Annotated in this window: 21 protein-coding genes; 13 read left to right on the forward strand and 8 right to left on the reverse strand. The window is 63.1% G+C overall.

The window, feature by feature from the left end; translation table 11 throughout:
* Window positions 1-63: 63 nt before the first annotated feature.
* The 4 genes from PDM29_RS07830 to PDM29_RS07845 all read right to left on the reverse strand — a co-directional run bounded on the left by PDM29_RS07830 (window position 64) and on the right by PDM29_RS07845 (window position 5,942).
* Window positions 64-2,433: a response regulator gene (locus PDM29_RS07830; protein WP_311193284.1), complete on the reverse strand. Its 2,370-nt coding sequence runs from the start codon at window positions 2,431-2,433 to the stop codon at window positions 64-66.
* On the reverse strand, window positions 2,426-2,899 hold the full coding sequence (locus PDM29_RS07835) for a response regulator (protein ID WP_311193285.1): 474 nt from the start codon (window positions 2,897-2,899) through the stop codon (window positions 2,426-2,428). The genes PDM29_RS07830 and PDM29_RS07835 overlap by 8 nt, the downstream gene beginning before the upstream one ends.
* The gene (locus tag PDM29_RS07840) at window positions 2,896-5,133 is read right to left on the reverse strand and encodes an ATP-binding protein (RefSeq protein WP_311193286.1); all 2,238 of its coding nucleotides are present in this window, start codon (window positions 5,131-5,133) and stop codon (window positions 2,896-2,898) included. The genes PDM29_RS07835 and PDM29_RS07840 overlap by 4 nt, the downstream gene beginning before the upstream one ends.
* 248 nt (window positions 5,134-5,381) lie before the next feature.
* Window positions 5,382-5,942 (reverse strand): fasciclin domain-containing protein, encoded by a 561-nt coding sequence (locus PDM29_RS07845; RefSeq protein WP_311193287.1) that lies wholly within the window; start codon window positions 5,940-5,942, stop codon window positions 5,382-5,384.
* A 212-nt stretch (window positions 5,943-6,154) separates the two neighbouring features.
* On the opposite strand from PDM29_RS07845, the gene PDM29_RS07850 reads away from it, so the two are divergent.
* The 3 genes from PDM29_RS07850 to PDM29_RS07860 all read left to right on the forward strand — a co-directional run bounded on the left by PDM29_RS07850 (window position 6,155) and on the right by PDM29_RS07860 (window position 10,644).
* Window positions 6,155-7,414, forward strand: coding sequence for an IS256 family transposase (locus PDM29_RS07850; RefSeq protein WP_311190592.1), 1,260 nt, complete (start codon window positions 6,155-6,157; stop codon window positions 7,412-7,414).
* A 606-nt stretch (window positions 7,415-8,020) separates the two neighbouring features.
* On the forward strand, window positions 8,021-8,287 hold the full coding sequence (locus PDM29_RS07855; protein ID WP_311193288.1) for a hypothetical protein: 267 nt from the start codon (window positions 8,021-8,023) through the stop codon (window positions 8,285-8,287).
* A 791-nt stretch (window positions 8,288-9,078) separates the two neighbouring features.
* Window positions 9,079-10,644 carry a ComEC/Rec2 family competence protein gene (locus PDM29_RS07860; protein WP_311193289.1) on the forward strand — a complete coding sequence of 522 codons (1,566 nt, stop codon included), beginning with the start codon at window positions 9,079-9,081 and terminating at the stop codon, window positions 10,642-10,644.
* A gap of 268 nt (window positions 10,645-10,912) precedes the next feature.
* On the opposite strand, the gene PDM29_RS07865 is transcribed toward PDM29_RS07860, so the two are convergent.
* Entirely contained in the window at window positions 10,913-11,788 is an 876-nt protein-coding gene (locus PDM29_RS07865) for an OST-HTH/LOTUS domain-containing protein (RefSeq protein ID WP_311193290.1), read from the reverse strand.
* Window positions 11,789-12,544: 756 nt separating this feature from the next.
* Here PDM29_RS07865 and PDM29_RS07870 point away from each other — a divergent pair.
* From PDM29_RS07870 to PDM29_RS07880, 3 genes are all read left to right on the forward strand, one after another.
* The gene (locus tag PDM29_RS07870; RefSeq protein WP_311193291.1) at window positions 12,545-12,814 is read left to right on the forward strand and encodes a hypothetical protein; all 270 of its coding nucleotides are present in this window, start codon (window positions 12,545-12,547) and stop codon (window positions 12,812-12,814) included.
* Window positions 12,815-12,965: 151 nt separating this feature from the next.
* A complete protein-coding gene (locus PDM29_RS07875) occupies window positions 12,966-13,652 on the forward strand; it encodes a hypothetical protein (protein WP_311193745.1) in 687 nt (228 codons plus the stop codon).
* A 124-nt stretch (window positions 13,653-13,776) separates the two neighbouring features.
* Window positions 13,777-14,937, forward strand: a complete 1,161-nt coding sequence (locus PDM29_RS07880) for an ATP-binding protein (protein ID WP_311193292.1) — start codon at window positions 13,777-13,779, stop codon at window positions 14,935-14,937.
* 88 nt (window positions 14,938-15,025) lie between these two features.
* Here the strand turns inward: PDM29_RS07880 and PDM29_RS07885 are convergent, their stop codons facing one another.
* The gene (locus PDM29_RS07885; RefSeq protein ID WP_311193293.1) at window positions 15,026-15,427 is read right to left on the reverse strand and encodes an energy transducer TonB; all 402 of its coding nucleotides are present in this window, start codon (window positions 15,425-15,427) and stop codon (window positions 15,026-15,028) included.
* Window positions 15,428-15,522: 95 nt separating this feature from the next.
* On the opposite strand from PDM29_RS07885, the gene PDM29_RS07890 reads away from it, so the two are divergent.
* From PDM29_RS07890 to PDM29_RS07905, 4 genes are all read left to right on the forward strand, one after another.
* A complete protein-coding gene (locus tag PDM29_RS07890; RefSeq protein ID WP_311193294.1) occupies window positions 15,523-16,575 on the forward strand; it encodes a LacI family DNA-binding transcriptional regulator in 1,053 nt (350 codons plus the stop codon).
* 64 nt (window positions 16,576-16,639) lie between these two features.
* A complete protein-coding gene (locus PDM29_RS07895; RefSeq protein WP_311193295.1) occupies window positions 16,640-18,802 on the forward strand; it encodes a glycoside hydrolase family 3 N-terminal domain-containing protein in 2,163 nt (720 codons plus the stop codon).
* Between the two features lie 294 nt (window positions 18,803-19,096).
* Entirely contained in the window at window positions 19,097-22,918 is a 3,822-nt protein-coding gene (locus PDM29_RS07900; RefSeq protein ID WP_311193296.1) for a M48 family metallopeptidase, read from the forward strand.
* 32 nt (window positions 22,919-22,950) lie between these two features.
* Entirely contained in the window at window positions 22,951-23,442 is a 492-nt protein-coding gene (locus PDM29_RS07905) for a DUF2314 domain-containing protein (RefSeq protein WP_311193297.1), read from the forward strand.
* Between the two features lie 172 nt (window positions 23,443-23,614).
* On the opposite strand, the gene PDM29_RS07910 is transcribed toward PDM29_RS07905, so the two are convergent.
* Together PDM29_RS07910 and arsH are read right to left on the reverse strand one after the other, a co-directional pair.
* On the reverse strand, window positions 23,615-23,878 hold the full coding sequence (locus PDM29_RS07910) for a hypothetical protein (protein WP_311193299.1): 264 nt from the start codon (window positions 23,876-23,878) through the stop codon (window positions 23,615-23,617).
* Window positions 23,879-24,020: 142 nt separating this feature from the next.
* Complete coding sequence (gene arsH / locus PDM29_RS07915) at window positions 24,021-24,743, reverse strand: arsenical resistance protein ArsH (RefSeq protein WP_311193300.1); 723 nt, start codon at window positions 24,741-24,743, stop codon at window positions 24,021-24,023.
* 17 nt (window positions 24,744-24,760) lie between these two features.
* On the opposite strand from arsH, the gene PDM29_RS07920 reads away from it, so the two are divergent.
* The 3 genes from PDM29_RS07920 to arsB are packed head-to-tail and all read left to right on the forward strand — an operon-like array spanning window position 24,761 to window position 26,652.
* Window positions 24,761-25,090 carry an ArsR/SmtB family transcription factor gene (locus tag PDM29_RS07920; RefSeq protein ID WP_311193302.1) on the forward strand — a complete coding sequence of 110 codons (330 nt, stop codon included), beginning with the start codon at window positions 24,761-24,763 and terminating at the stop codon, window positions 25,088-25,090.
* A gap of 15 nt (window positions 25,091-25,105) precedes the next feature.
* Window positions 25,106-25,612: an arsenate reductase ArsC gene (locus PDM29_RS07925; RefSeq protein WP_311193303.1), complete on the forward strand. Its 507-nt coding sequence runs from the start codon at window positions 25,106-25,108 to the stop codon at window positions 25,610-25,612.
* Between the two features lie 14 nt (window positions 25,613-25,626).
* The gene (gene arsB / locus PDM29_RS07930; RefSeq protein ID WP_311193746.1) at window positions 25,627-26,652 is read left to right on the forward strand and encodes an ACR3 family arsenite efflux transporter; all 1,026 of its coding nucleotides are present in this window, start codon (window positions 25,627-25,629) and stop codon (window positions 26,650-26,652) included.
* The last annotated feature ends 46 nt before the right edge of the window (window positions 26,653-26,698 follow it).

Below are 26,698 nucleotides of genomic sequence, written 5' to 3' on the forward strand. Positions count from 1 at the left end.
CGCCCGGTAGAGACGCGCCATGCGCATCTGCGGATTGCGCGGGGATCGCCGTGCCGCGCCCCATCAGGGCGCTAACGCCGACCGGATCGCACCGGCCAGATCACTGCGCGTGAATGGCTTGGCCAAAATCGTGCTCTGCCGCCCGATCGCGCCGCTGGCATCAATGTCGCGCGGATACCCGGAGGTGAAGAGCACCTTCAACTCCGGCTTGCGTTCCAACACGCGCTTGGCCAACTCCCAGCCCGACATGCCCGGCATCACGATGTCCGAGAACAGCAGGTCCACGCTCACATCCGGCCGTTCCAGCAGGCGCAGCGCCGAAGCGCCGTCATGCGCTTCCAGCACGCGATAGCCCAGCTGCCGCAGCGTATCCACGGTGTACGCGCGTACATCGTCGTTGTCTTCGGCCACCAGCACGGTGGTTTCCGGCTGCGGCTCGTAGCCCCCCAGTGCCGAAGTTTCCACCGGGCGGTCCGTCGGCAGCGTCGCCGTCGAACGCGGGAACAGCAGCGTGATCGAGGTGCCCACGCCTTCCACCGAGTCCAGCAGCACATGCCCGCCGGACTGCTTGGCAAAGCCATACACCATCGAAAGCCCCAGCCCGGTGCCGCGACCGACTTCCTTGGTGGTGAAGAACGGCTCGAACACCCGCGCCATCGTGTCGGCCGACATGCCGGTGCCGCTGTCCTTCACCCGCACCATCGCGTACTGGCCGGGGCGCACGTCCGGATGACGGGTGGCGACATCGTCATCCAGATGCACGTTGTCCACTTCGATGGTCAAGCGCCCGCCATGCGGCATCGCATCGCGCGCATTGACGGCGAGGTTCAGCACCGAGGCTTCCAACTGGCTGGGATCGATCTCCACGCACCAGATGTCCGGACTGTTGACCACTTCCAGCTGAACCAGTTCGCCCAGCGCGCGCTGCAGCATGTCACGCATGCCGTCGACCTGGGCGTTCAGATCCACCGGCAGGTTCTTCAGCGGCTGCCGGCGTGAGAACGCGAGCAGGCGCTGGGTGACGTTGGCCGCGCGCATCACGCCCTTCAACGCGTTGTCCAACGCACGCGAAGAACCTTCAGCGACATCACCCAGACGCTCGGTGAGCATCTTGGCGTACTCCACGTTGCCCGCAACCACGGTCAGAATGTTGTTGAAGTCGTGCGCGATGCCACCGGTCAACTGGCCCACCGCCTCGATCTTCTGGCTCTGCCGCAGCGCGGCTTCGGCCTGCCGGCGTGCGGTGGTTTCCGAGGCTTCCGACACCACCGCGGTGATGTTGCCTTGATGGTCCTGCAGCGGCCGGAACGAAAACTCGAAATTGCGCTTTCCGGTGGGCAGGCGAAGCTCCAGCTCGTGCCGCGAAGCCTTGCCGGATGCGGCCTGCAGCACCGCCTCGCAGACAATGGCTGGCGCGCCTTCAGTGCCGGCAAACCAGGCCGATTCATAGAACAGCTGCCCACGCACTTCCGGCTTGCTCGCCAGAATGGCCGACAGCGACGCCGAGTTGGTATCGATGATGTGGCCGTCGGTGCTCAACAGTGTCTGGTGCTGGAAGCTGGACTCAAACAGCGCCTGCAGGCGGCTGTCGCTCTGGTGCAGCGCAGAGGTGCGCTCGTCGACCTGGCGCTCCAACGCCGCATTGCTGGCCTTCAGCGCGGCCTGTGCCTGTTTCAGCTCGGTGATGTCGCGGGCCATGGCGTAGTAGCCCAGCACTTCGCCATCAGCGCCGAACTCCGGCACCAGGTCTACCTGCGCATGGCGGGTGAGCCCGCTGCGCTGCGGCATGCTGATCTCAAAGTTCACCCGCTCGCCCTGCAGCGCCCGATCCAGATAGGGCTGCACTTCCTCGAAGGCCGGTTGGCCGACCACGTCGCCAGCACGCCGGCCAATCACCGTTTCCGGCGCATGGCCGTACCAGTCCTGGTAGGCCTGGTTGACGAACTGATAGCGGTGCTCGCGGTCCAGGTGCGAAATGAGTGCTGGCAGCGAGTCGGTGATCAGCTTCAGGCGCTGCTCGGCGCGGGCCAGCTTCTGGCGTTCTTCCGATTCTGCAATCGCACGCACCACCGCGTCGGGCAGGCGCTGCAGGCGCGACTTCACCACGTAGTCGCGCGCGCCGCGCTTGAGCGCCTGCACCGCCAGTTCCTCGGTCAGCGTGCCGGAAACGAAGATGAAGGGAATCTGCGGGGCCAGCTCACAGGCCAGGGTCAGCGCGGCGTCGCCGTCGAAGCCCGGCAGCACGTGGTCGGCCAGAATCACGTCGAAGTCGTGCTGCTCCAGCGCCTGGCGCATGCCATCGTGCGACCACGTGCGCTCGGCCGTGAATGCAACGCCGGCACGCTCCAGCTGCGCGGTAATCAGCTCCGCATCCAGTGCGCTGTCCTCCACCATCAGAATGCGGATGGTGCGGCTTACTGCACCTTCAGCCATCTTTGCGGCTCTTCGCACCAAACAATGTGCCCTGCGGTGGCGGCTGGTTGGTGATGCCCCAGAACATGCCCAGCCCCTGGATGGCTTCCAGGAATTCCTTGAAGTCCACCGGCTTCACCACGAAGGCATTCACACCCAGTTCGTAGCTGCTCACCAGGTCGCTCTCTTCGCGCGAAGACGTCAGCATCACCACCGGGGTGCTGCTCAGCGCCGCGTCGTTGCGAATCTCCTGCAGCACTTCCAGTCCGTTGAGTTTGGGCAGCTTCAAATCCAGCAGCACCACCACCGGGCCGCCGTGATTCAGACCCGCATACGCGCCTTCGCTGCGTAGATACTGCAGCGCTTCCACGCCGTCACGCACATGCGTGACTTCGTTCAGCAGCTGGCAGCGGGCGAGGGCGGCCAGGGTCAGTTCGGCGTCGTTGGGATTGTCCTCAACGAGCAGAATTGGCCGAAGGTCTTTCATGCAGTGTCTCCGTGATGCAGGGGAATGGTAAAGAAGATGGTGGCACCCACACCCAGCTCGCCCTGCGCCCAGACGCGACCGCCGTGGCGGGTGATGATGCGGTGCACGTTGGCCAGGCCGATGCCCGTGCCTTCAAATTCGTCGCTGTGATGCAGCCGCTGGAACACGCCGAACAGCTTGTCCACGTAGCGCATGTCGAAGCCGCAGCCGTTGTCCTTCACGAAGAACACGTCTTCGGTTGCGGTGCGTTCGTGGCCGACCTCAATGGCCGGTGCAGGGGTGTCGCGGGTGAACTTCAGCGCGTTGGACAGCAGGTTCTGCCAGACCAGCCGCAGCATGCCGGGGTCGGCTTCGACCCGTGGCAGCGGCGCGATCTTCCAGGTGATGGCGCGGCCTTCGGCTTCCATCTCCAGCGTATGGCGAACATCTTCCACCAACGTGCCCATCTCCATGTTGATCTGACCCATGGTGGACCGGCCCATCTGCGAGAAGCTGAGCAGGTCATCCACCAGACGACCTGCTGATTTTGCCGACTCGACGATAGTGTCGACGAATCGCTTCTCTGAACTGTTCAGCTTGTCCTGCGCCGACGACCACAGCAGCTCGGAATAGCCCACGATGTGGCGGAACGGCGCACGCAGGTCGTGGCTGACCGAATATGAGAACGCCTCCAACTCCTTGTTGCTGCGTACCAGCTGTTCGTTCAACGCCGCCATCTCTTCGGCCTTGCGCAGCACGATGTCGACAATGGCCGTGCGCAGTTCCAGCGCCGCGTCCTGGTCCACCGCGTCCCAGGGCAGGGACTGCTGCTGCACGGTTTCTTTCCAGCTTTCAAAGGACGTACGTGGCGAAAGCGGCCCGCCGGTGTCCTTGCGCGGGTCACCGCCCCAGCGCACCGTGCGCACCACCTCCGGCCGGAACCAGATGACGAAGCTGTCGTGCACCTGCGAAATGGAGATGGCCAGCACGCCGCTGGCCACGCCGCTGAAGGCCGCTGCCTCTTTCCAGCGCCCGCTCAGCGAATCGGTCTGGAACAGGTCGCCCTCGTGCGGCTGCACCGCCAGCCACTGCACCAGTGCCATCACCTGCGCCTGGCTGGGGCATTCGCCGTGCAGCAGGCAGGCCCCGCGGTGCACGATGGCCGCGCCGCTGGACTGGGTAAGCGCCAGCAGGCTCTTCGCATCGCGGCCCAGCGCGCTCATGAAATCCGTATCGCCGGCCATCTGCGCCAACAGCCGCACCTGGATCGCCCGGCGTGCAATGCGCTGCTCCACGCCCAGGGCGCGTTCCTTCAGCGAGATCTGCAGCGACAGAATCTGGCCGATGAACTCACAGGCCGTGCGCACGTGGTACGGCACCCGCATCGGTTGCTGGTTGTGGCAGGAGATCAGCCCCCACAGCTCGCCTTCGCGCAGCAGCGACACCGACATCGACGCGCCGGTGCCCATGTTGCGCATGTACTGCAGGTGCACCGGCGAGACGCTGCGCAGCATCACCGGGCTCAGGTCGGTGGGCGCGCCCTCGGCGCGCTCGGCCGAACGCAGCAGTGGCACGGGCTGGTAACTGTTGTCGGCAATCAGCCGCACCCGGTTCTGGCGGTACAGGGCACGGGCCTGGGCCGGGATGTCCGATTCCGGGAAGCGCAGGTCCATGTACGAAGGCAGCAACTCGTTGTTGCGGTGCTCGCCCACCACCGCGCCGTTCCATTCCTTGTCGAACTGGTAGACCAGGGTGCGGTCGAAGCCGGTGAGCTCGCAGATCAGCTCGGCCGCCAGCTGGCATAACTCGGTGGTGGTGCCCAACCGCTCGATCGCGCCCATGAACTGGCGGATCTGCGGGTACAGGTCTTCCAGCGAGCCCGGCTCGCCCGGCACGGACTGCTCCAGCTCCACCATCAAGGTGTCGCCCACGCGGTGGCCCAGCACCTGGTGGGTGCAGCCGCCGGCAATGGCGTGCGCCCCGAGGAAGCGGGTGGTGTCCGGGGCCAGCTCGGCCAGCGCCGCGCGGCAGCTGGCCAGGGCACCGCCCAGCACCGCTTCCACCGGCTGGCCCAGCGGGTCGCCATGGGCTTCCAGCACAGCCGGCTGGGAGATGGCGCGTTCAATCACCACCAGCGAAGCCGGGTCCAGCACCAGCAGCATGCCGTAGGGCTGGATAGCCCCCGGGGTCCGGATGGGTTCGCGCGCGCACGCGGAAAGGTCCAAGGCGCTCTCGCTGGGGATTCCGTTCGACATGCCTAAAGCCACAGCCACAAAGGCTATAGCTTGGCATAGATGGGTGCCTGTTCATGTGTACGCCGATTGGCCCGCTGACGAAACCAATGCCAATGCATTGGATCCCGCTAACCGCCCGCCGAAACTCTGGACCCACGCACGCACCCATGTAGAGCCGGGCTTGCCCGGCTGCTCTCCCATCCCCGCCACAAAAGCCCGAACGTAGCCCACCACCCCGGTGGGCTACGCCGAGCCCCCAATCCCAACCGCTACTTCGGCATCAACACACTATCCACCACATGCACCACGCCGTTGGACTGCATGACATCCGCCGTGGTCACCGCCGCCTTCCCACCCTTGGCATCCACCACCCACACCTTCCCATCCTGCAGCTTCACCGTCAGCGGCTCACCCTGCACCGTCTTAAGCGTGCTGCTACCCCCGTGACTACGCGCCGCCGTCATCAGCTGGGAAGACGTATAGGTGCCCGACACCACGTGATAGGTAAGCAGCTGCGTAAGCTTTGCCTTGTTCTCAGGCTTCAGCAGCGTATCCACCGTGCCCGCAGGCAGCTTCTCGAAGGCCTGGTTGGTCGGCGCAAACACCGTAAATGGCCCCTTGCCGCTGAGCGTTTCGACCAGGCCAGCCGCCTTCACCGCTGCCACCAGCGTGCTGAGGTTCTTGGCAGTGGAGGCGTTCTCGACAATGGTCTTGTTCGCGTACATCGGCGCACCGCCCACCATCGGGTTGTCGGCGGCAAACGCGGCGGGTGCCGCACAGGCGACCGCGATACCCGCGGCGATGGCAAGGCGTTGAATCTGGCTACGCATGTTCGTGTCCTCGTTCATTGGGTGCAGGGAAGCCTGCGAAGGACGCGTCGTTGCAGGTCATGTCACGCGGCGCGTTGTGCACACCTCTACGAGCGGAACAGGCGGATCAGATGCAGCGCCTGGCGGATATGTTGTGAATGATTCAAGCACGTGAGCCCACGGGACTGTCAGGAATTTTGTGTTCGGGCATAACATGTTGAAAAGGATCATGTATGCCACCCAAGAAAATGACCGCCAAGGCCGCTGCCCGTCAGCTGCCTACCCTGCCTGCCGAGCTCGTTGAGCAGCTTGCCAACGGAGCGACGACCGCGGGCGAGATCCTGGACATCACCACAGCCCTGAAAAAGGCCTTGATTGAGCGGGCACTGAAGGGCGAGCTGGGCCATCACCTGGGGTACCCACCCGGAAGCGAGCGACCGGAATCGACCGGCAATCAGCGAAATGGAACGTCCAGCAAAACCGTTCTGACTGAGGATGGCCCCCTGCGACTGGACGTTCCCCGGGACCGGGATGGCAGCTTCCAGCCCATCCTGATTCCCAAGCACGAGCGGCGTTTCACTGGTTTTGACGACAAGATCGTCGCGATGTACGCGCGCGGAATGAGCGTCCGCGACATCCGCGCGTTTCTGTCTGAACAGTATGGAACAGACGTGTCGGCGGACTTCATCAGCTCGGTGACCGACGAGGTTCTGGAAGAGATTTCGGCGTGGCAGACGCGTCCGCTGGAGCTGATGTATCCGGTGGTGTTCTTTGATGCCCTGCGCGTCAAGGTGCGTGACGAGGGCGTAGTGCGCAACAAAGCGATCTATCTGGCATTAGGCGTTCTACCTGATGGAAGTCGCGACATCCTGGGCATCTGGATCGAGAACACAGAAGGGGCCAAGTTCTGGATGAAGGTCTTCAACGACCTCAAGACGCGCGGCGTGGAGGACGTACTGATAGCGGTGACCGATGGCCTTAAAGGCATGCCCGAGGCGCTGGCGGCGGTCTACCCAGCGACCACTCTCCAGACCTGCATCGTGCATCTCATCCGCAACAGCTTGGACTACGCCGGCTGGAAGGATCGAAGGGCTCTCGCAGCCGAGCTGAAGCCCATCTACCAGGCCATCAATGCAGAGTCCGCCGAACAGGCCCTGGAAGCGCTGGAGGCCTCGCCGCTGGGCAAACGCTACCCCTCGGCGCCCCAGGCATGGCGACGGTCATGGGACCGCGTCATACCCTTCTTCGCGTTTCCACCTGAGATCCGTCGTGTCATCTACACCACCAACGCCATCGAGAGCGTTAATGCGCAGCTGCGGAAGGTCATCAAAACCCGAGGGCATTTTCCAACTGACGAGGCGGCGATCAAGCTGATCTGGCTGGGGCTGCGCAACATCACGGCCAACTGGGGAGGCACCAGCCACGGCTGGAAGAACGCGATGAACCAATTTGCCGTACTTTACGGGGACCGATTTATCCGGAGCCCGTACTAAGAAGCCGGGCTGTCACAGGGCAGCCCACGTCGCCCGAACACAAAAATACGGACACTCTCGAGCCCACCCTCACGTAGAGCCACGCCCTGCGTGGCTACGACCGACCCACCGCAACGCGCCCGACCCCCACCGCACCGCACATCGGTCCATTCGCGACCACACAACCCACGCCCACCCCCAACTGCCAACCCGGTCACACATGGCGCAAAGACCCCCACACAACGCGCCTATCACGACACCAAGTGTCGATACCTGCCCAAGATTCACGTTGCTCGCCCGGTCGCCCCTATCATCCAAACCAAGCCGCAACCTCCTGCGTATCCATCTGATGCAGGGTGTGCCTTCGGAGCTTGAAATCTCCTCAATTCGCTACTGCTGCGCTTCCCACGTCGGGAGGGTGATGGAATACAACACCCCTGTGGGAAATACATCGCGTCGCGTTCCGTAGCGGATTGAGCGAATTTCAACCTCCCGACTCCCTCGCCACACCGGCGAGGGAGCACACTTCGAGTGAGGTTGCCCGTGCGTAAATCGATATTTGAACAACTCACCCTCAGGCACTCAGGCTGCAGCTGGCATCAGCCGAAGAAGGTGCGGGTCACCAGAATGCGCATCCCCGCCCAGGGGTACAAAACCGGGGTCGACGTTCCGGCGGTGATGCTGCAGGGCATGTGGCTGTACGGCTGGGAATTCGAGTCCGGTGGCTGGGTGAAGATCTCGGCCTCGCGGGGGAAGCTCGTGCTGGAGGTGGACCACGAGGCGCGGCGGAAGGCGGCGTGGTTCCGGAAGCATGGATCGATGAAGGGGTGGAAGCGTCGGCGGCGGGGGATCCGGGGTTTGATCTCAGCTGTCGTACGCTGGTGGCGCAGGTAGCGGGCTGAACAGGGCCGGGCTGGGCAAGAAGTGTCTTCCCAGCCAGTGCATGCTAGCGTTCAACTCACCAACACGGATGATTAATGCAATGGCTGCAGCACGCATATTTCAAGCGCTCGCCGGGCTCGCGACAGCCGTATCGCTAGCTGGATGCATGTCGGTCGGTCAATCGGCCAAGCCCACGACTCCCTTCATCACCATTCCACCTCCTCCAGAGGGTGTACATGAGATCGTCCTGCTGGCTGCGATGCAGGGCAGGATCGTCGACAGAGATGGATGCCTCGTTCTCAGATCCAAACGAAGTGAGAGTGCTGTCATCTTTGCCAGTCGCTTCAGGCTCGACCGCGCAAGTGGAACCTTAAGTGATGGCGTTGAAGGAGGGCGAACAATCAAACTGGGACAGAAAGGGCGCTTCTCAGGTGGTTCCAGTGACCGACGCAGCACGGAAGCTTGGCTTGGCGAAGCTTTCCCTATAACGTGCCCCGACAGAGTCGTTCAGATCGACGAAGTCAGGTGATCTAACCAACTCTTTAAGCCAGTCGGAGCAGTCAATCGAGCGTCCTCCGGTGGAAAGATAGTCCCGCATTGTCCCACCGTTCTCTGCGCTTACCGCAATGTTCATCGCTTGGGTCGCGCGCACATGGCCGGAAGCGGACGTTAGTCCCGTTCGGCCCTGAATGGAAGTGAGATTCGCGAGTTATATATAACATTTATCGACGGAAGGCGATTGGCTTTCACAATTGCCTTGGAAAACATGGCAGGTCCGCAGCTCCAATCAATGCGAGGGCGTTATGGATATCCAAGTCGACATGTTTGAGGTGCAGTTAGGCGCTGCAATTCTTCTACAGTTCAAGGTTGGTGCCGATCGCATTGTCACAGTGCTTGCAGACGGGGGAACAAGTGGGGGTAGTTACGGTGCAGATCATGTTCTAGAGAAGCTGAAAACGGTACTGCCGATCCAAGATGAAAGCAGCCCACCTCGCATTGACCTGCTAATAGGAACGCACTATGACGCTGATCATCTGAACAGGCTTGTCCCTGTCATAGATGCCTACGAAATTGGAGACGCGTGGATGCCCCCCATCGCGAACGACGCCAAGCAGCCCGCTGCAGACTGGGAAGGGGTTCGTTGGTCGAATCTTCTGGGGCCTCAGTTGACCGGTGTGAGCGGCGATAGCGCTCTAGCAGTGTATCTTCAGGCAAAAAGAGGTGTCATAGAGCGGGCATCTCGTGCGCGCCAGATGCTGGTCCAACGGTTCGAGGGTGACGGCTTCAAAGCCACGTACACTCCGAATTTCTATAAAGAACTGCACGTCGAAGAAGGCGACGTGAGTGAAAGCTACTTCCTGGCTGCCCGGGCGGGAGATCAATCAGACGCAGAAGATTCTCACGACCACGCTTGCAAGGAGGTTCGTCCACCGACCCATCTCGGAGTTGCGGAGGAGATGGAAGACGCGGTGGAGATTGCATATGGAAATTTCGCCTACCTCTCGAACCCGGATGCGGCGCTTATGCCCGGAAACAGCCAGGAGAGAAATCTGTCCTACATTGGGAAGGCTGCCGCGAAGGATGCATTGGCAGCCATGAATTTGAAGAAGGTAGTGGACGCATTGGCGAGGAAGAACGTCAGTGTCCGATACCAGTATGTAAGCGATGGTGAGCCTTCCTCGTATGCATGGAACGAGGAGAGAGAGAGTTTTGTCAGAGCGAAGAGTCCCAAAGGTCTTGCTCTAACGCTTCTTGGCCCTTCTAAGGGACTAATCGCCAAGTACTGGAAGCGACTCCCTGTTGGCGAGTATGTCGGATTTGCGCTCAAGCGTGCGCTTCCGGTGGAATCCATAACGCCCCAGAACGAGCTTAGCTATTCGATGATCTTCAGTTACGAAAATCAAGGTGTGTTGATATCGGGCGACACAGGTTTCGTCGACTTCGTTTCGTCGGGAGGCAGGTTCAGCCCGGAAAAGCTCTTTCCTAACCTAATTGAGGCGCTAAAAGTGCCGTTGCCGGTGGTGCAGGTTGCCCACCATGGTGGGCATAACAAGTACTTCTATCACGCGCTGCAGGCCGCTGGTTACCCACTGGCCGGTGGAGTAAATTATCTGCTCCTATCGCACGAGGAGAAGTCTGCCGTGCGTCCTTCTGAGGTATTTTCAGAATTCGTAGGGAACTTGGATATGGACCCGACGCGTATTCAAATCCTCTTCACCTCCAAGCCTCGTAAGGATCTCTCGTATGATTACAAGGACCTGTTCGGGCCTGTGGTTCCTACGAATGGTGAGGCGAAGCGAGGGGACGTTAGACTTATCTTCAGTGACGGGGAGTGGTCCGTAGTCCAGCATGCAGTCACCTACGGTTGAGAATTTTTTCGCGAGAAGCCGCTGTCTTGGAAGGAGGTGAGAGAGCACGGGTCCAATGATTACCCGACACCTGCTTTCCGTTGGCTGGTCTAGGTCATGAGGCTGTTTGTGCAGTCGGTGGCGTGTGGAATCGTCGCGATCGCGGTCACGCGGTGTTCGACGCCCTCTATGGCAGCAGGGACTAACACGAATGGGCAGTGCTTAAGAATGGGGTAATAGGCTCAGAATTACCCCATTTCCGCCCAGCGTAGAGCACCGGGAGCGCCGGCTACGGCGGTTCTGAAGCAGGAGCAGCGGGCAGCCGTTCACGGATCCAGGCCGCGAACTGTCCATTGTGTGCAAAACGACGAAGCTCGAACTGTCCGGATTCGTGCACGACCTGCCGCCAGCGGACGCATCCGTACCTCTGCGGAGTCTGCTCCGGTTGATGCTCGGCCACCCAGTCGGCAGCGGCTTCCAGATTCGCCCATCCATCAACGGACAGCTTCCGAACGGCCTGCCTCAGTGCCGTGACGATGCCCGCAATGGGCCAGTGGATCTGGCCATCCGGAGCGATGCCGTTGACCATCAGATTCGCGAACATGGGTGACTGAACCAGCTCAGCGGCCTGTTTCTTAGCTTCGTCCATGTATCCAGCAAAGGTGAGCAGCTGCTCGAATCGCCGGTCGATGTCTTCGTATGACTGGACCAGCACGAGTTGGGCACGTTGGCATCCATCTACCGTCCAAAGATCGTGTAGGTCAATGAAGTGGTGAACGAGCGCGTTGCGTAGCGATACCAGTTCGCGTAGATCCGCCTTCAGTGTGTCATAGGCTTCGCTTGGCAGATCAAGTCCTACCTTCACGCTAAACCCAATCGGGCCGCTGCTTTCGTTGGGTGTGCCGTCAGGGTGGGTATCGCACTCCTTCGAGATGTAGCTGCCCAACAGCGTTCCAACAAGCTGTCCCAGCGTGAGTCTGTCCGCGTCCACGCTGGGCACGGTCACTCCACGTGCAATGGATTCCGAAGTTCCAAAGACGCTGTGTGCGGCAATCATGGCCTTCATCAAGCGCTCGTACTGCTGCAGCCTCAGCAGGCAACGCCCCAGTAGCCGCTGCACTTCATGCTGAGGAGCGACAAGATCTGGTGGTTGGATGGCAGTCATTGAACACCTTGGCGAAGGCCGCCAACGAATACTAGCGCTCGACGATTGCAGAGCGTAGGGCCGTTGGATAAGCTGCTGTCGTACGCCTCGGTACCGTCTCTGCCTACAGGGCATGCGGCCGGGGTATTTTTTTGCCTGTCGGCGTCAGTACTGCTTCTTGGGCACATGCGAAGCTATTGAGAAATTGGTTTTAACCGATGCGCAGCAATCACAGCACCACCAGCAAGCACGCTTCACGCATGGGCTCGGCTCTCTTGGCCACAAGGGTGCCGGAGGTGCCGGAGAAGGTGGTGGCCGCTTGTACCCCACCTGGCTTCGTGCAGGGTTGTCAGGATTCGTGCCCCTGAAGTCACCGGGGAGAATGGGGCGGGGTTGGTTCGGTCTGCTTCTGCTAGTCATGAATCTCACACTCCTTCATCAACCTTACGAGTTCAACTTTGCTGACGGGAACGGCCAACGCTTCAGTACTTGCATGCACCAGCTATTTGCAGATGAAAAGACATCACGGGCCGTGGGCCCCAATTCAGCGAATCACACCCTGGCGCAAAGATCTTCTCCGGCACTGGGGCATCCCGATGTTGACGCGCATGGCGCGCCACCACAGCGGCCGCAGAGCCCTGATTTCCTACCTATTCACCCCGCATTTCACAATTTCACACTCCATCCACGTCGCCGGACTTCAACTGAATGCTGGGGAGAGCACCTGCGGAAAACACCGCTATATTCCAGACACCCCCGATGAAGGAGAACCACCCCATGTTCCTGACCAAGCAGCACCTCAAGACCGCGAGCAAGCTGGGCGTTGCCCTCGTTGTCACTGCCGGCCTCAGCGCCTGCGCCACCTACAAGGACGAATTCGCCACCATCAACTCGCGCCTCGACAGCCTGGACACCAAGGTCCAGGGCGCAGCGCAGAGTGCGGAGCAGGCCAACCAGTCCGCGCAGCAGGCCAACCAGCGTCTGGATGCCATCGAAGGCCGCGTACAGCAGCTTGAGAGCGCACCCCGCCGCGTGCCGCGCGGTTGATCCCTCCTCCACATTCGTTGAGGGATTTCTGAATAGGGACCAGTGGCCGTTGCTGGCCACTGGTCCCTTTTGATCATGTCGTCCTTGTTTTGAAGAGTAGTCCCCCATGCACGCACACCCCGCACGCCACGCCCTTCGCGGCGCACTCATCCTGGCACTGGCCTTTGCCGGCATCGGCGCAGCCAACGCGCAGGAAGCCGAGGTCGTCCAACCGGCCACCTCGCCCAATGACGAGCTGCCGCAGGACCAGCCTGTGTCCGACATGGTGATTGAGCTGGCTGGTTGGGTGGTGGCCACCAAGGACACGCAGGGCTACCCCTTCGCGATCATGGACAAGGGGAATGCACAGATTCTGGTATTTGACGGCAACGGCAAGCTGCGCGGTGCAGCCCCGGGGCTGTTTGGTTCGGCCGTAGGTGACCACACGGCACCGGCTGTCACCCATGTCGCGCTGAGCGCCATTCCGGGTAAGGACCGCACCACGCCCGCCGGCCGTTTCATCGGCGGATACGGCCCCGCCGCCGACGCTGAAAGCGTGCTGTGGGTGGACTACGACGCCGCCATTTCGCTGCATCCGATCCCGCCCGGCAGCAAGACCGAACGGCGCGCAGAGCGCCTGGCCACGCCCACGCCGGATGACAACCGCATCTCGCACGGCTGCATCAATGTGTCACCGACGTTCTATGCGGCGGTGATCAACCCCACGTTTGCCAAGGGTGGCGTGTTCTATGTGCTGCCGGATGTGGATTCGCTGGAGAAGACGTTCCCGGAGTTCGCGGCGAGCCGCGCCGGGAAGGCAGCGGATGGAGAAGGTGGCAAGCGTCACGCCAGTAACTAATGGTTGAACGTCCCCACCCTCAACCGCTCGCGTAAGAAAGGCCTTATACGACAACGGGTTGGATGAACTTAGCGGGTTTTGGCTAGGCTTAGCAGATCGCCGAAATGCCTGCTAAGGACCTCACGTGTCCCTCCAGACCACGCTGCCGTACTTCGCCCGCCCGGACCTGCTTGAGAGCGTCACCCGGCTGTTGCTCTCCGGCGCGAACGTTACCCTGTTCGCGCCTCGGCGGCATGGCAAAACCTCGTTTGTCCGCTATGACCTGCTGCCGGCGCTGCACGAAGCCGGCTGGTTTGCTGCGCGCATCGATCTCTGGCGCAACCGTGACAATCCCGAGCTCGGTCTGGTGGAAGGGCTGGAGGCCGTTGCCTATGCCACGCCGCCGCGCAGTGCGCTGATGCGTCCCATGAATCTGTCTTCCCTGCGGGCCACGTTCAAAGTGCCAGGGGTGGATATTCAAGGGAACTGGTCGCCGGCAACCGGGCCAACGCCGCACCCGGAGGCCAGCCTTGAGAACCGCCTTGCCAATGCGCTGCATCTGATTGCAGAGCGCGGTACGCATTCCTTGATTGCGCTGGACGAGTTCCAGGCGTTGGCGGACAAGGGCTCCGACAACTTCGTGGCCGCGTTCCGCACCGCGCTTCAGGACGTCGAGGGGCGGCTGAGTGTTTTCTTTACCGGCTCGTCCCGCGACGGTCTGATGCGACTGTTCCACCGGGCCCGGGCACCGTTGTTCAGGTCCGCCGAATCACTCACCCTGCCCAACCTCGGTGACGGCTTCGTGGATTCCCGGGCGGACTATCTGGACGAAGTGGCGGGAGTAAAGGTAGATCGCGATGCACTGAAGCTGTTCTTCCCGCGCCTCTGCTACACCCCGCTGTTCCTCAACGAAATCGTGCGGATCATGCTGGTCAGAGGAAATGCAGATCTCGATGCTGCGGTCCACGAGTGGTATCGCGCAAAGTTCGATGACTATTATGCCCAGTGGTTCGCCGCGCTGCAGGACGTGGAGTCTGCGGTGATGGTGTGGCTTGCCACCAGCGGGCAGAAGACCGTGAATAGCGAAGAAGCACGCGAGGCCATACGGCAGTACATCGAGGCAGACGCAGTGCCTACCACCTCGCGCGTGCAGACCGCCATCCGCCGCCTGACAGGCGAACAAGCGCTTGAACCGACCGGGGTCAATGGCGAGTACGAAATCGCAGATCAGGGCCTGCAGATTGTGCTGAGCAATGCGGTGAACCAGGATTTATTCAGAGCGTGCGTGAAGCGCCGCGCCGCCTGATCGCACAGCCAACGCCGTAGAGCCACGCCCTGCGTGGCTGCGCTCACCCATCTCCCGGCAGACGCGCATGGTGCGTCACAACGCGCGCCTACTCCGCAACGAACGTAACCGGCACCCGCACCCGGCTCCGAATCGGTTTGCCCCCTTCCTGCGCGGGCGTGAAACGCCAGGCGGCCGCCGCCTCAATTGCGGCAGCGTCCAGCTTGGGGTAGCCGCTGGATCTATCCATCGCCACTTTGGAAATTGCCCCTTCCGGATCCACGTCCAGGACGAGTACCACCGTGCCTGACTCATAGTCATCGGCCGACCCGGTCGGATAGCGCGGCGGCGGGTTGTATACGGCCTGCGGGAAGACAAAGTCGGACTGCGGCGGGACAGGTGGAGGAGGCGGCGGAGCCTCCGCCAATACGGTGCCGCTGATGGCCAGCAGCAACACTGGAAGCAGTCGCCCCACGCCTTTGCGCCCGCTCGAAACTCTGATGGCATCCATGCGTCACAACCTTCCTATGGGTGGGATAAGCGGCAATGTTATCGTGCTGGACCCTGATTCCAACCGTCGTCAGCGCTGACACCACGAGGCTTTCCGTGCCACCCCGCCGCACCCCCGCTGGCTCCCGCACACCGGTCACACTGCAGACCGTAGCCGACCGCGTGGGTGTTTCCACCATGACCGTCTCCAACGTGATACACGGCCGTGGCAAGGTGGGTGCGGAAACGCGTGCGCGCGTCAAGGAAGCTGTTCGCGTGACGGGCTATGTGCCCAACATGGCCGCGCGGCGCTTGGCCGGGGTGGCCGGCACGCGATTGGGGCTGCTCTACCCCGATGTGCGCTCGCCGTTCCTTACCGAGGTTCTGCTTGCCGCACTGGCCAGTGCAAACGCCGTGGGGGCACAGTTGGTGGTGCGCGAAGGACGAGCGGCAACCCTGGAACATGCCGAGAAGCTGGTGGTGGAGGCCATCGAGGGGGGCGCGGAAGGGCTGCTGCTGGTGCCGCCCTACGCGGAACTGCTCGCAGGTTCCGAAACGTTCCTGCGCCTGGGTATTCCATCTACCGCCATCGCCGGCGCGGCACCGCTACACGGCATGCAGACCCTTCGCATCGACAATCGCGGTGCGGCTGATCAGCTCACCTCTCATCTGCTACAGGCGGGGCATCATCGAATTGCCTTCATCACCGGGCCGATGGATCACGGCGACAGCCAGCAGCGCCTGCTGGGATTCCAGGACGCGATGCATCGTGCTGCTCTGCCCATCGACCCTGCGTCCGTCCGTGCGGGTCGCTTCTGCTTCCAGTCCGGCTGCGAGGCCGCCGAAGCGCTGCTGGCCGCATCTTCCCGGCCCACTGCCATCGTCGCCAGCAATGACGACATGGCGCTGGGAGTGCTCTGGGTCGCCCAGCGCGCCGGCCTGCGGCTGCCCGACGATCTTTCGGTGGTGGCATTCGACGACACCGCGGCGTCCCGCCGCGCCTGGCCTCCACTGACCGTGATCGCCCAACCCATGGCGAGCATGACGGATGCCGCCGTGGCGGCACTGATCAACACCTTGTCAGGGAAGGCCGAGCTGCCCTCCGGTGAATGGGTGCTGCCCTACGAACTGCTTGTTCGCACGTCCTCAGCTCCACCGTCCCGACGATAGGGGTGGAGGTTTAGCGATCAACCCGCTTTCATTGTCCTCATGTAAGCGTTTTCATGAGGTTTAAATGAGCATTCGTATCGATGCGCTGATGGCGCAGATGACGGTGGAAGAGAAAGTGGGGCAGCTCAATGTCACCGCCGACATGGTTCGGCCGTTCGCACCGGACATCAACCCGGTCGCCAACGAGCAGAATGCCGACCAGGTGCTGCAGCTGATCCGAGACGGCAAGGTCGGTTCGCTGTTCAACGGCAAGGGAAAGCACGGCGCAGTGGAGCTGCAGCGGGTGGCGGTGAAAGAGAGCCGGCTTGGGATTCCGGTCATTCTGGCCGCCGATGTGATTCATGGCATGAGCACGGTATTCCCCATTCCGCTGGGCGAAACCGCCAGCTTCGAGCCGGACCTGGCCCGCCGTACGGCACGGGCCACGGCGGTGGAAGCCACAGCACAGGCGATCCACTGGACCTACGCACCGGCCATCGACGTCACCCGCGATCAGCGCTGGAGCCGTGGCGCGGAAGGCACCGGCGAGGACACGCTGGTGGCTTGCCGGTTTGGTGCTGCACGCGTGCAGGGCTTCCAAGGCGAGACGCTCACCGCCGAAGACGCCTTGCTCGCCACCGCCAAGCATTACGTGGCATACGGGGCCAGCCTGGCAGGTCTGGACTACAACACCGTGGACATCGCACCGCAGACGCTGCGTGACGTGCATCTGCCGCCGTTCCAAGCGGCCGTGAACGCGGGCGTAGCCAGCGTGATGAGTTCCTTCAACGACATCAACGGCGTGCCGGCCAGCGCCAACAAGCCGCTGCTGGTGGACGTGCTGCGGGGGGAATGGAAGTTCAACGGCATCACCATTTCCGACTACACCTCGGAAATGGAACTGGTCGCCCACGGCTACGCCGAAGACATGAAGGATGCGGTGCTGAAAGCCTTCATGGCCGGCTTGGACCTGAGCCTGCAGAGCGGGCTGTATCTGGAACACCTGCCGGCGCTGGTCAAAGAAGGGCAGGTGCCGATGTGGCGGCTGGATCAGGCCGTGCGGCGCATGCTGGAACTCAAAGAACGCATCGGTCTGTTGGATGATCCGTATCGTTCGCTGCGCATGCAAGACATCACCGCAGAGCAGCTGGAACAGCACGAAGACCTGGCACGCGAATCCGCGAAGCGCTCCATCGTCATGCTGAAGAATGAAAGCCGCGTGCTGCCCTTGAAAAAGTCGGGCCAGCGCATTGCGGTGATTGGTCCATTTGGTCGAGACCGCGACAACATTGAAGGCTGCTGGACATTGTTCGGCGACGCGTCGCGCTATGTATCGCTCGAAGACGGCCTGCGCGCGGCCGTGACCGACGAAAGTGACCTGACCTTTGTCGATGGCTGCGGGCTGGAAGAGGGGATCGAAGGCGGTATTGAAGCGGCCATCGCGGCGGCGCGACAGGCCGACGTGGTCATCCTGGCGTTGGGTGAACCTCAACGCTATTCCGGTGAGGCTCAGTCGCGCATTGAGATCACTTTGCCCGCCGTCCAGCAGCGCCTAGCGGATGCTATCTCGGATGCAGGAAAGCCGGTCGTGGCCTTGATCCGTAATGGACGTGCACTGGCGCTGCACGGCGGTGTGCGCAAAGCTGACGCCCTGCTCATTACCTGGTTCCTGGGCTCGCAGACCGGTCATGCCACGGCCGATGTCCTGTTCGGCGATTACAGCCCGTCCGGTCGCCTGCCGGTTTCCTTCCCGCAGGCATCCGGCCAACAGCCGTACTACTACAACCATCCGCGCACCGGTCGTCCAGAGCTGCCTGACATCAAAGAATTCAAGACGCGCTGGCGCGAGATCCCGCACGAAGCGCTGTATCCGTTCGGGCATGGGCTCACGTATGGAGACGTGCGCTACAACGCGACCGAGCTCAACGCGGACGTGATGCCACGTGGTGGGTCCATTTGTGTAAGCGCCACTGTGACAAATGCGGGCGAGCGGGTGATCGAGGAAGTAGTGCAGCTCTACATCCACGATCGCGTTGCCAGCCGGGTACGTCCCGTGCGCGAACTGAAGGGGTTCGAAAAGATCGCCATCGAGCCAGGGCAGTCGGTGGAGGTTTCGTTCGAGATCAACGAAAGCATGCTGGAGTTCACGGACGTGGATGGCGTGCGCCGTGCGGAGCCTGGTGCGTTCGATGTATGGATCGCGCCGTCCTGCGTGGCTGGTACGCCGGGAAGATTTACGTTGGCGTAGCCTTCCAGCGCGTAGAGCCACGCCCTGCGTGGCTGAAGTCCCGGCAGCCACGCGTACCACGCAGGGCGTGGTACCTACGGATGAGGAGTTACCGCAGACGCGCATGGCGCGTCTCTACAAGGACGAAAGCACCCGGCTATCGTCCCATTTGTTAGACCTGCCATTTTGGCCATCCCCGAGATGGCACCCGCCCCCCACACCGTGCACAATCCCCGAATACCGGGCATGACGCCCGGTCCACTCCGCGTCACGTCCGGGGGGACGGCACGGAGCACGACAACAGGGGGATACACCATGGATTCGCTCTATCCGGCGGGGCCGTCGGCCGTGCCTGCACAGCTCACCGCGCCCAGCTCCGCCTACCGCCGCCACGCCTGGCTGGCAGTGGCCGGTCTGCTTGTTTTCGCCGGCGCGTACTTTGCCTTGATGGGCTGGTTCGGCTGGACCGCCTTCCGCATGCTGCGCACGCTGCTGTCTGGCGAGGGCGGCAGCGCGCTGGTCAATGCCATCGTCGGCGGCTGCGCGCTGTTCCTGGCCGTGTTCATGGCCAAGGGCCTGATCTTCCTCAAGCGCGGCAAGGCCTCCAAAGACCTGGAGCTGAAGCCGGCCGACCAGCCGGAGCTGTTCGCCTTTCTGCACCGCCTGGCCGACGAGGCCGGCGCGCCGCGACCGAATCGGGTGTATCTGTCGCCACGCGTCAACGCCGGCGTGTTCTACGACCTGTCGCTGGTCAATCTGCTGTTCCCCTCGCGCAAGAACCTAGACATCGGTCTGGCGCTGGTGAACGTGCTGAACCTCACCGAATTCAAGGCAGTGCTGGGGCACGAGTTCGGCCACTTCGCGCAGCGCACGATGGCGGTCGGCCGCTGGGTCTACATCGCCCACCAGGTCGCTACCCAGTTGGTGGCGCGGCGCGATGCGCTGGACAGTTTCCTGGCCGGCCTGTCGCGCACCGATTTCCGCGTCGCGTGGGTCGGCTGGACGCTGTCGATCATCATCTGGGCGATCCGCTCGCTGGTGGATACCGCCTTCAGCGTGGTGACCCTGTCCGAACGCGCACTCTCGCGCGAGATGGAATACCAGGCCGATCTGGTCGCCGCCTCACTGGCCGGCAGTGATGCGCTGGTGCATGCGCTGCACCGCCTGGGCGCGGCCGACGAAGCCTGGGACCGCACGCTGGGCTTCGCCTCGCGCGAATTCGAGGCCGGCCGCGCGGTGGCCGACCTGTTCGCGGTGCAGACGCGCATGATCGCCAACCTGCGCCGGGTGACGCCGGACCCCATGTATGCCGATCCGCCGGAGCTGCCCGAGCACGAGCGTGAGCTGCATCGGGTGTTCCGCAACGAGATGGTGCGCGCACCGCAGATGTGGTCCACGCATCCGGCGAATGCAGATCGCGAAAACAACCTGAAGCGCCGCTACGTGGCGGCGGTGATCGACGAGCGCCCGGCGATGCTGCTGTTCCGCGACGCTGACGGGCTGAAGCACCGGCTTTCCCGCGACATGCTGCGCGAGACGCCGCCAGCATTCGCCGACACGGCCGACTCGCTGGACCGGCTGGATGCGGAGTTCGAAGTCCGTGCCCTGCACCAGCGTTACCAGGGCACCTATCTGCGCCGCTCGTTCCTGCGCAATGTGGCGACGCCTGCCGAGCTGTTCCTCGCCTCACTGCCGTCGCTGGAGAACGCCGCGCTGCGCGAGCGCATCTGCGCACTGTACGCACCCGCCCATGGCGAGGCACTGCAGAGCCTGAAGCGTTTGGAGGAAGAGCGCGCCACCCTGGACGCCGCCCGTGCAGGCCACCTGCGCGCATCCGGCAACCGCGTGCACTGGCGCGACCAGACGCTGGACACCAAGCGGCTGGCCCCGGCTATAGCAACCTTGGATGCGGAGATCGCATCGCTGCGGCAGGCGGTGTTCCTGCACGACCAGGAGTGCCGCAGCCTGCATCGGCTGGCCGCACGCCGCAATGGTCATGGTTGGGAGGAACTGCTGGAGGGCCAGGTCAGCCTGATGCACTTCTGCGAACACGTCGAGGCCGATCTGCGCGATGTGTACGGCGTGTACGTCAATACCATGCACGTGGTGACCGCCGACAACCGGGTTTCCGGGAAAGAACTGCGCCGGCTGATCGCGGCCGCCAACATGACTCAGCGGGCCCTGGCCGTCGTCTACGACTACGCGCGCGTCTGTCATGTTGATGAAACCGTCATCGAACACGGCGGCCAGCCGCTGCAGGAATCGCTGGGAGAATTCGGCCTGGCCCCGGCTACGGAACAGAACATCAACGACTGGGTCCGCAAGGTGGGCAGCTGGGTCGAACACACCTGTGCGGTGCTGTCCCGCCTGCGCGCCGCTACGCTGGAAGCGCTGCTGGCCAACGAAGATGCCGCTGTGGACCGTCTGGATGCCGGAGAGGTGGTACCCACCGCGCCAGAGCCTTCGCGGGTGCCGAAGGACTACCCGGTGCTGCTGCCGGGCAAGGAACGCAAGCTGCAGACCAAGCTGGGATTGTGGGACAGGTTCCAGACGGCGGATGGCTGGGTCGCCAGCGTCGCGCGCGGCGCGGTGGCGGCGGCCATCGTCATCGGCGTCCTGGTGCTGGGCATGCACACCGGCACCGCCACGGTCTCGGTGTACAACGGCCTGGCCATTCCGGTGCGGGTCACCATCGACGGAAGCAGCGTCAACCTGGACCCGCTGCAAAGCACCGCGATGGATGTGGATCCCGGCGCGACCCACAAAGTGGAGAGCCACACTGCAGATGGGCAGCTGATCGAGTCCTTCGACAGCGAGCGCATCTCCGGCCGTCCGCACTTCACCTACAACGTGGCCGGTGCAGCACCGCTGGTGGAGTGGACGGCTGTCTACGGCAACGTGAAAGAGCAGGCCGAGCGCAAGCTGGGTGCGCAGCGCTGGCTGGCTACCAGCGTCGACTTCGTGCTGAAGACGCCGCCAGAAACGATCCAGACCAGTGAGTATGAGAGCGGCGGCACCCGCTCCGTGCTGTCGGCCGTAGGCGACGTGGCTCCGCACCACCAGACTGGCCTGGTCGACAACGACGAACAGCGCAAAGCCATGATCCTCGCGCATGCGCGTTGGGATGCGCCGGAGTCGCAGCACCTGATCATGTGGCTGGGGATGGCGTCGACCTATCCGGACGCCCTGCAGAGCCTCATCGCCGAGCGGCTGAAGCGGAATGCCGAGGACGTTGTCACCTTGCGAATGGAACAGGAGCTCAGCACGGGTAACGCGCACGCGGCCACCTGTGCGCGCCAGCAGCAGGCGGCGGCGGAAAAGCCGGAGTCTTCGGCGCTGGCCTATCTGGCGGTGCGCTGCACGGCCGACGGCCCGGCGCAGGATGAGGCGTTCCTCGCAGGGCACCGTCGCTGGCCGGACCAGCCCTGGTTCGCACTGGCGGCGGGCCACACGCTGGCCGCGCGCAATGATTGGACCGGTGCCAACGAGATGCTGACGAAGGCGGCCGCCGCACCGCAACTTGCCGAGGTAGCGTCCGTGGAGCTGGCCCGGGTCAAGCGCATGCTGGGCAGCAGCGCGCAGGAGCTGGCGTCGCTGGCGGAGCAGTCGTCGTTCGTGGCGCGCATGCTGGCGTTCGAAAGCGAGGAAGTGGTCGGCTCTCCGTTTGAAGCCTACCTGCAGCTCGACCGCGGAGAGTACGAGCGCGCGTTGGGCCTGGCGCAGGTGGATGCTGACCTGTTGACGCGCCTTGTCCCTCTGGTTGCGGCTTCCGACGGTGCCCCCGGCGAATGGGCCCAGAAGGCACTGGCGATGCCGGTGGCGGACGACGTGGACTCCGATTCGGCATGGACCCTGTGGGCCCTGGCGCTGCGCCACGGCCGCAACGAAGCGGCGTGGCGCGAGAAGGTGCTGGCCACCGATGCCAGCGAGGCCGCGCGCGTGGTCGCGTTCGCTGACGCAGTGCGCGCGAATGCATCCGTGCAACAGGCCGAGGCGGCGCTGGGCAACGTGAGCTCCACCAACCGTGGCTACGCCTATACCGTCGCCGCCGTGCTGCGCGGTAAGGACTGCCCGCAAGCGTGGCGCGAAGGTGCCAAACGTCTGCTTTTCGGCTACGAACGCCCCCACCTCACGTAGAGCCATGCCCTGCGTGGCTGGACCATCCCCAGATGCACCTGAAAGCACTCCTCAACCGGTTGGGAATCGGCCGCCGCCAAAGCACGGCGGCCGAACCCATGTTCATGAACATGCCCGACGACGAGCTCGCCGCCGTTGCACGTACCGCACAGAAAAGCCTTGCCCACTTCCGTGCGCTGCTCGCGGCTACCAAAGAGCCTGATGCCTCGCCGCTGGTCAAAACCTACATTCCGGATCCGAATGGCAAAGGAATGTGGCTGTGGCTGAGCGTCGAGGGTGAAACCGGGTCTGGCTTCGACGCGCGTGTGTTCGAGGCCCCAGCCCATTTTCCTGGGGTCACCGCCGGTTCCCTGCGCTTCATTCCCGATGAAGAAGTAGGGGACTGGGCAGTCATCATTGATGGTGTGCTGCATGGGGGATATTCGCTCCGCCTGCAGCGAAGCCGGCTGCCGGAATCGGAGCGAGCTGCCTACGACGCTTACATCGGGGCGCAGCGCTACGCGCCTCTGCCTGACCTGATGTAATCATTGCCGGCGCATTCGACGCGTAACACGTACGCTATCGCCATATGGCACGTAGAGCCACGCCCTGCGTGGCTGCATCCCACGCAGGGCGCGGAACCTACTGGAAAGGAATCAAAATCCATTGACGCGCATGGCGCGTCACTACTCACCACTGTCTCGACGCTCCATTTCCCTACGTCGCTTTCATTGCCTGACATTCCAGCGTTTGATGCTGGTAGTTCTTCCCCAGTCTATTAAGTTCGCTTTGCGCCTTCTTGAGCGCATCAGCCTCACTCGTGGCAGTGACAAAGTAGACCGGTCCAGCACCAAATTGCACATACTTGCCGACGTTATCCTTGGCTTGACACACATACGATGCCTGCGGGCCGTCCTCAGATGCTGCCGCCAGACTTGCCGGCAGCGTCAGAGCCAGCAAAAGAAAGTGTTTGATGTACATCGGAATGCCTCCGGAACCATCCAGACATTCCCCCGCCCAAGCATCATCCAATGTCAGTTGTTACCGACGCGTAGAGCCACGCCTGCGTGGCTGCAGTTCGTTCGGAGGCCTTCAGCCGGGCAAGCCCGGCTTTACGCCTGGATCAAGCCACGCCCGCTGCGCGCGCCAACTCCGCTGCAAGCGCATCTCCTTTGCGCTCGCTGTAGCGGTCAACAAGGTAGTCCGAACGGCCGCGGGTCAGCAGGGTGAACTTCACCAGTTCCTCCATCACATCCACCACGCGGTCGTAGTAGGGCGAAGGCTTCATCCGGCCGTCCTCATCGAATTCCTGCCATGCCTTGGCCACCGAGGACTGGTTGGGGATGGTCAGCATGCGCATCCAGCGTCCCAGGACGCGCAGCGTGTTGACCGTGTTGAATGACTGTGAGCCACCACACACCTGCATCACCGCCAGCGGTCGGCCCTGGGTGGGACGCACGCTGCCGTCTTCCAGCGGCAACCAGTCGATCTGGTTCTTGAACACGCCAGTAACCGTGCCGTGCCGTTCCGGGCTCACCCACACCTGCCCCTCCGACCACTGTGACCATTCCCGCAGCCGCTGCACTTCGGGGTGGCTCTTGTCCACGCTGTCCAGCATCGGCAGCCCGTGTGGGTCGAACACCCGGGTCTCGCAGCCCAGGTGACGCAGCAGCCGTTCGGCCTCCAGCGCGAGCTTGCGGCTGAACGATTGCGGCCGCAGCGATCCGTAGAGCAGGAGGATGCGAGGCGGGTGGCTGGGCTCGGCGGCCAGACGGACAGGGTCGGGCTGGGGAAGAAGGCCGCCTTCCAGATTTGGGAGCAGGCCACTTGTGGTAGAAATATTCATTCGACTATTCTAGAAATATGGAAACAAAGAATGCAATCGCCGCTCTCACCGCCCTCGGCCACGGCACCCGTCTGGCCGCCTTCCGCCTGCTGGTCGAAGCCGGTCCCGCCGGACGCATGGCCGGGGACATTGGCGCGGCGCTGGAAGTGCCGCCAGCCACGCTCAGCTTCCACCTGAAGGAGCTGTTGCAGGCCGGCCTGGTGGAGAGCGAGAGCCAGGGCCGCAATGTCTGCTACCGCGCCAACTTCAGCGCGATGACCGGGCTGATCGACTACCTCACCCATAACTGCTGTGCCGGTTCTCCTGTGCCGGACTGCAGCCCCCGTTCCCCTGATTGCGCCTGCTGACCGGAGAATTCTGTCGTGACCGCCCAACGCGTTCTGTTCCTGTGCACGGGCAACTCTGCCCGCAGTGTTCTTGCCGAAGCTACGCTGCGGGCGTTGGCCGGGCACCGTTTTGAGGTGCTCAGCGCTGGCAGCCAGCCCACCGGGCAGGTCAATCCATTTGCCATTGCCCAGCTTCGGTCCGAGGGCATCGCCACAGCGGGCCTGCGAAGCAAGTCCTGGGATGAGTTCGCCGATGCCGCGCCCATGGATCTGGTCATCACGGTCTGCGACGCCGCCGCGTCTGAGGCCTGCCCGCTGGTCTTCGGCGACTTCATCCGCACCCATTGGGGCCTGTCCGATCCGGCAGCCGTGGACGGCAGCAACGAAGCCAAGGCACAGGCGTTCGCCGACGCCCACGCCATTGTCAAAGCACGACTGCTGGCCCTGCTGGCGCTACCGGCTGCGCTCTGGAGTGACCGCGACGCGCTGAAGCAGGCGCTGGACCGGATCGGTTTCGTGCAGCCGGATGACGCCGCCGCATGAGCAGTGCGGCACCGATGGGGCTGTTCGAGCGTTACCTGACCCTCTGGGTCGCGCTGTGCATTGTGGTGGGTACGCTGCTGGGCCACTTCCTGCCGGGCACGTTCGCCACATTGGCGGCAGCTGAGGTCGCCCAGGTCAACCTTCCGGTCGCGGTGCTGATCTGGCTGATGATCATCCCGATGCTGCTGAAAGTGGACTTGGGGGCCATGCGGCAGGTCGGCCAGCATTGGAAGGGCATTGGCGTCACGTTGTTCATCAACTGGGCGGTCAAGCCGTTCTCGATGGCGCTGCTGGGTTGGTTGTTCCTGCGCCACGTGTTCGTGAGCTGGCTGCCGGGGGAGCAGATCGATAGTTACATCGCTGGGCTGATTCTGCTCGCGGCCGCGCCGTGTACGGCCATGGTCTTCGTGTGGAGCAACCTGTGCCGGGGCGATGCCAACTTCACCCTGAGTCAGGTGGCGCTGAACGACGCGATCATGGTGGTGGCCTACGCGCCGGTGGTGGCGCTGCTGCTGGGGCTGTCCGCCATCACCGTGCCGTGGAACACCCTGATCCTGTCAGTGGGTCTATACATCCTGGTGCCGGTCGCCGCGGCCGCGCTGCTGCGGCGATGGCTGCTGCAGCGTTCCGGTGCCGCGGGTCTTCAGTCCGCGCTTCAGAAGGTTGCTCCATTGTCCCTGTCCGCGCTGTTGCTGACGCTGGTGCTGCTGTTCGGCTTCCAGGGAAGGCAGATCGTGCAGCAGCCCCTGATCATTGCGGTCATCGCTGTGCCGATCCTGATCCAGGTGTACTTCAATTCGGGCCTGGCTTACCTGCTTAATCGTCGCCTCGGGGTCGCGCATTGTGTGGCCGGGCCGTCCGCACTGATCGGTGCCAGCAACTTCTTTGAACTGGCCGTTGCCACCGCCGTGGGGTTGTTCGGCGTGCATTCCGGCGCCGCGCTGGCCACGGTAGTGGGCGTGCTGATTGAAGTGCCGGTCATGCTGTCGGTGGTGCATATCGTCAACCGATCACGCCGCTGGTACGAAAGGCATCCGTAGAGCCACGCCCTGCGTGGCTGCAGTTCGTTCGGGGGCCTTCAGCCGG

The sequence above is a fragment of the Stenotrophomonas oahuensis genome, from assembly GCF_031834595.1.
GTDB classification, from domain to species: Bacteria; Pseudomonadota; Gammaproteobacteria; order Xanthomonadales; family Xanthomonadaceae; genus Stenotrophomonas; species Stenotrophomonas oahuensis.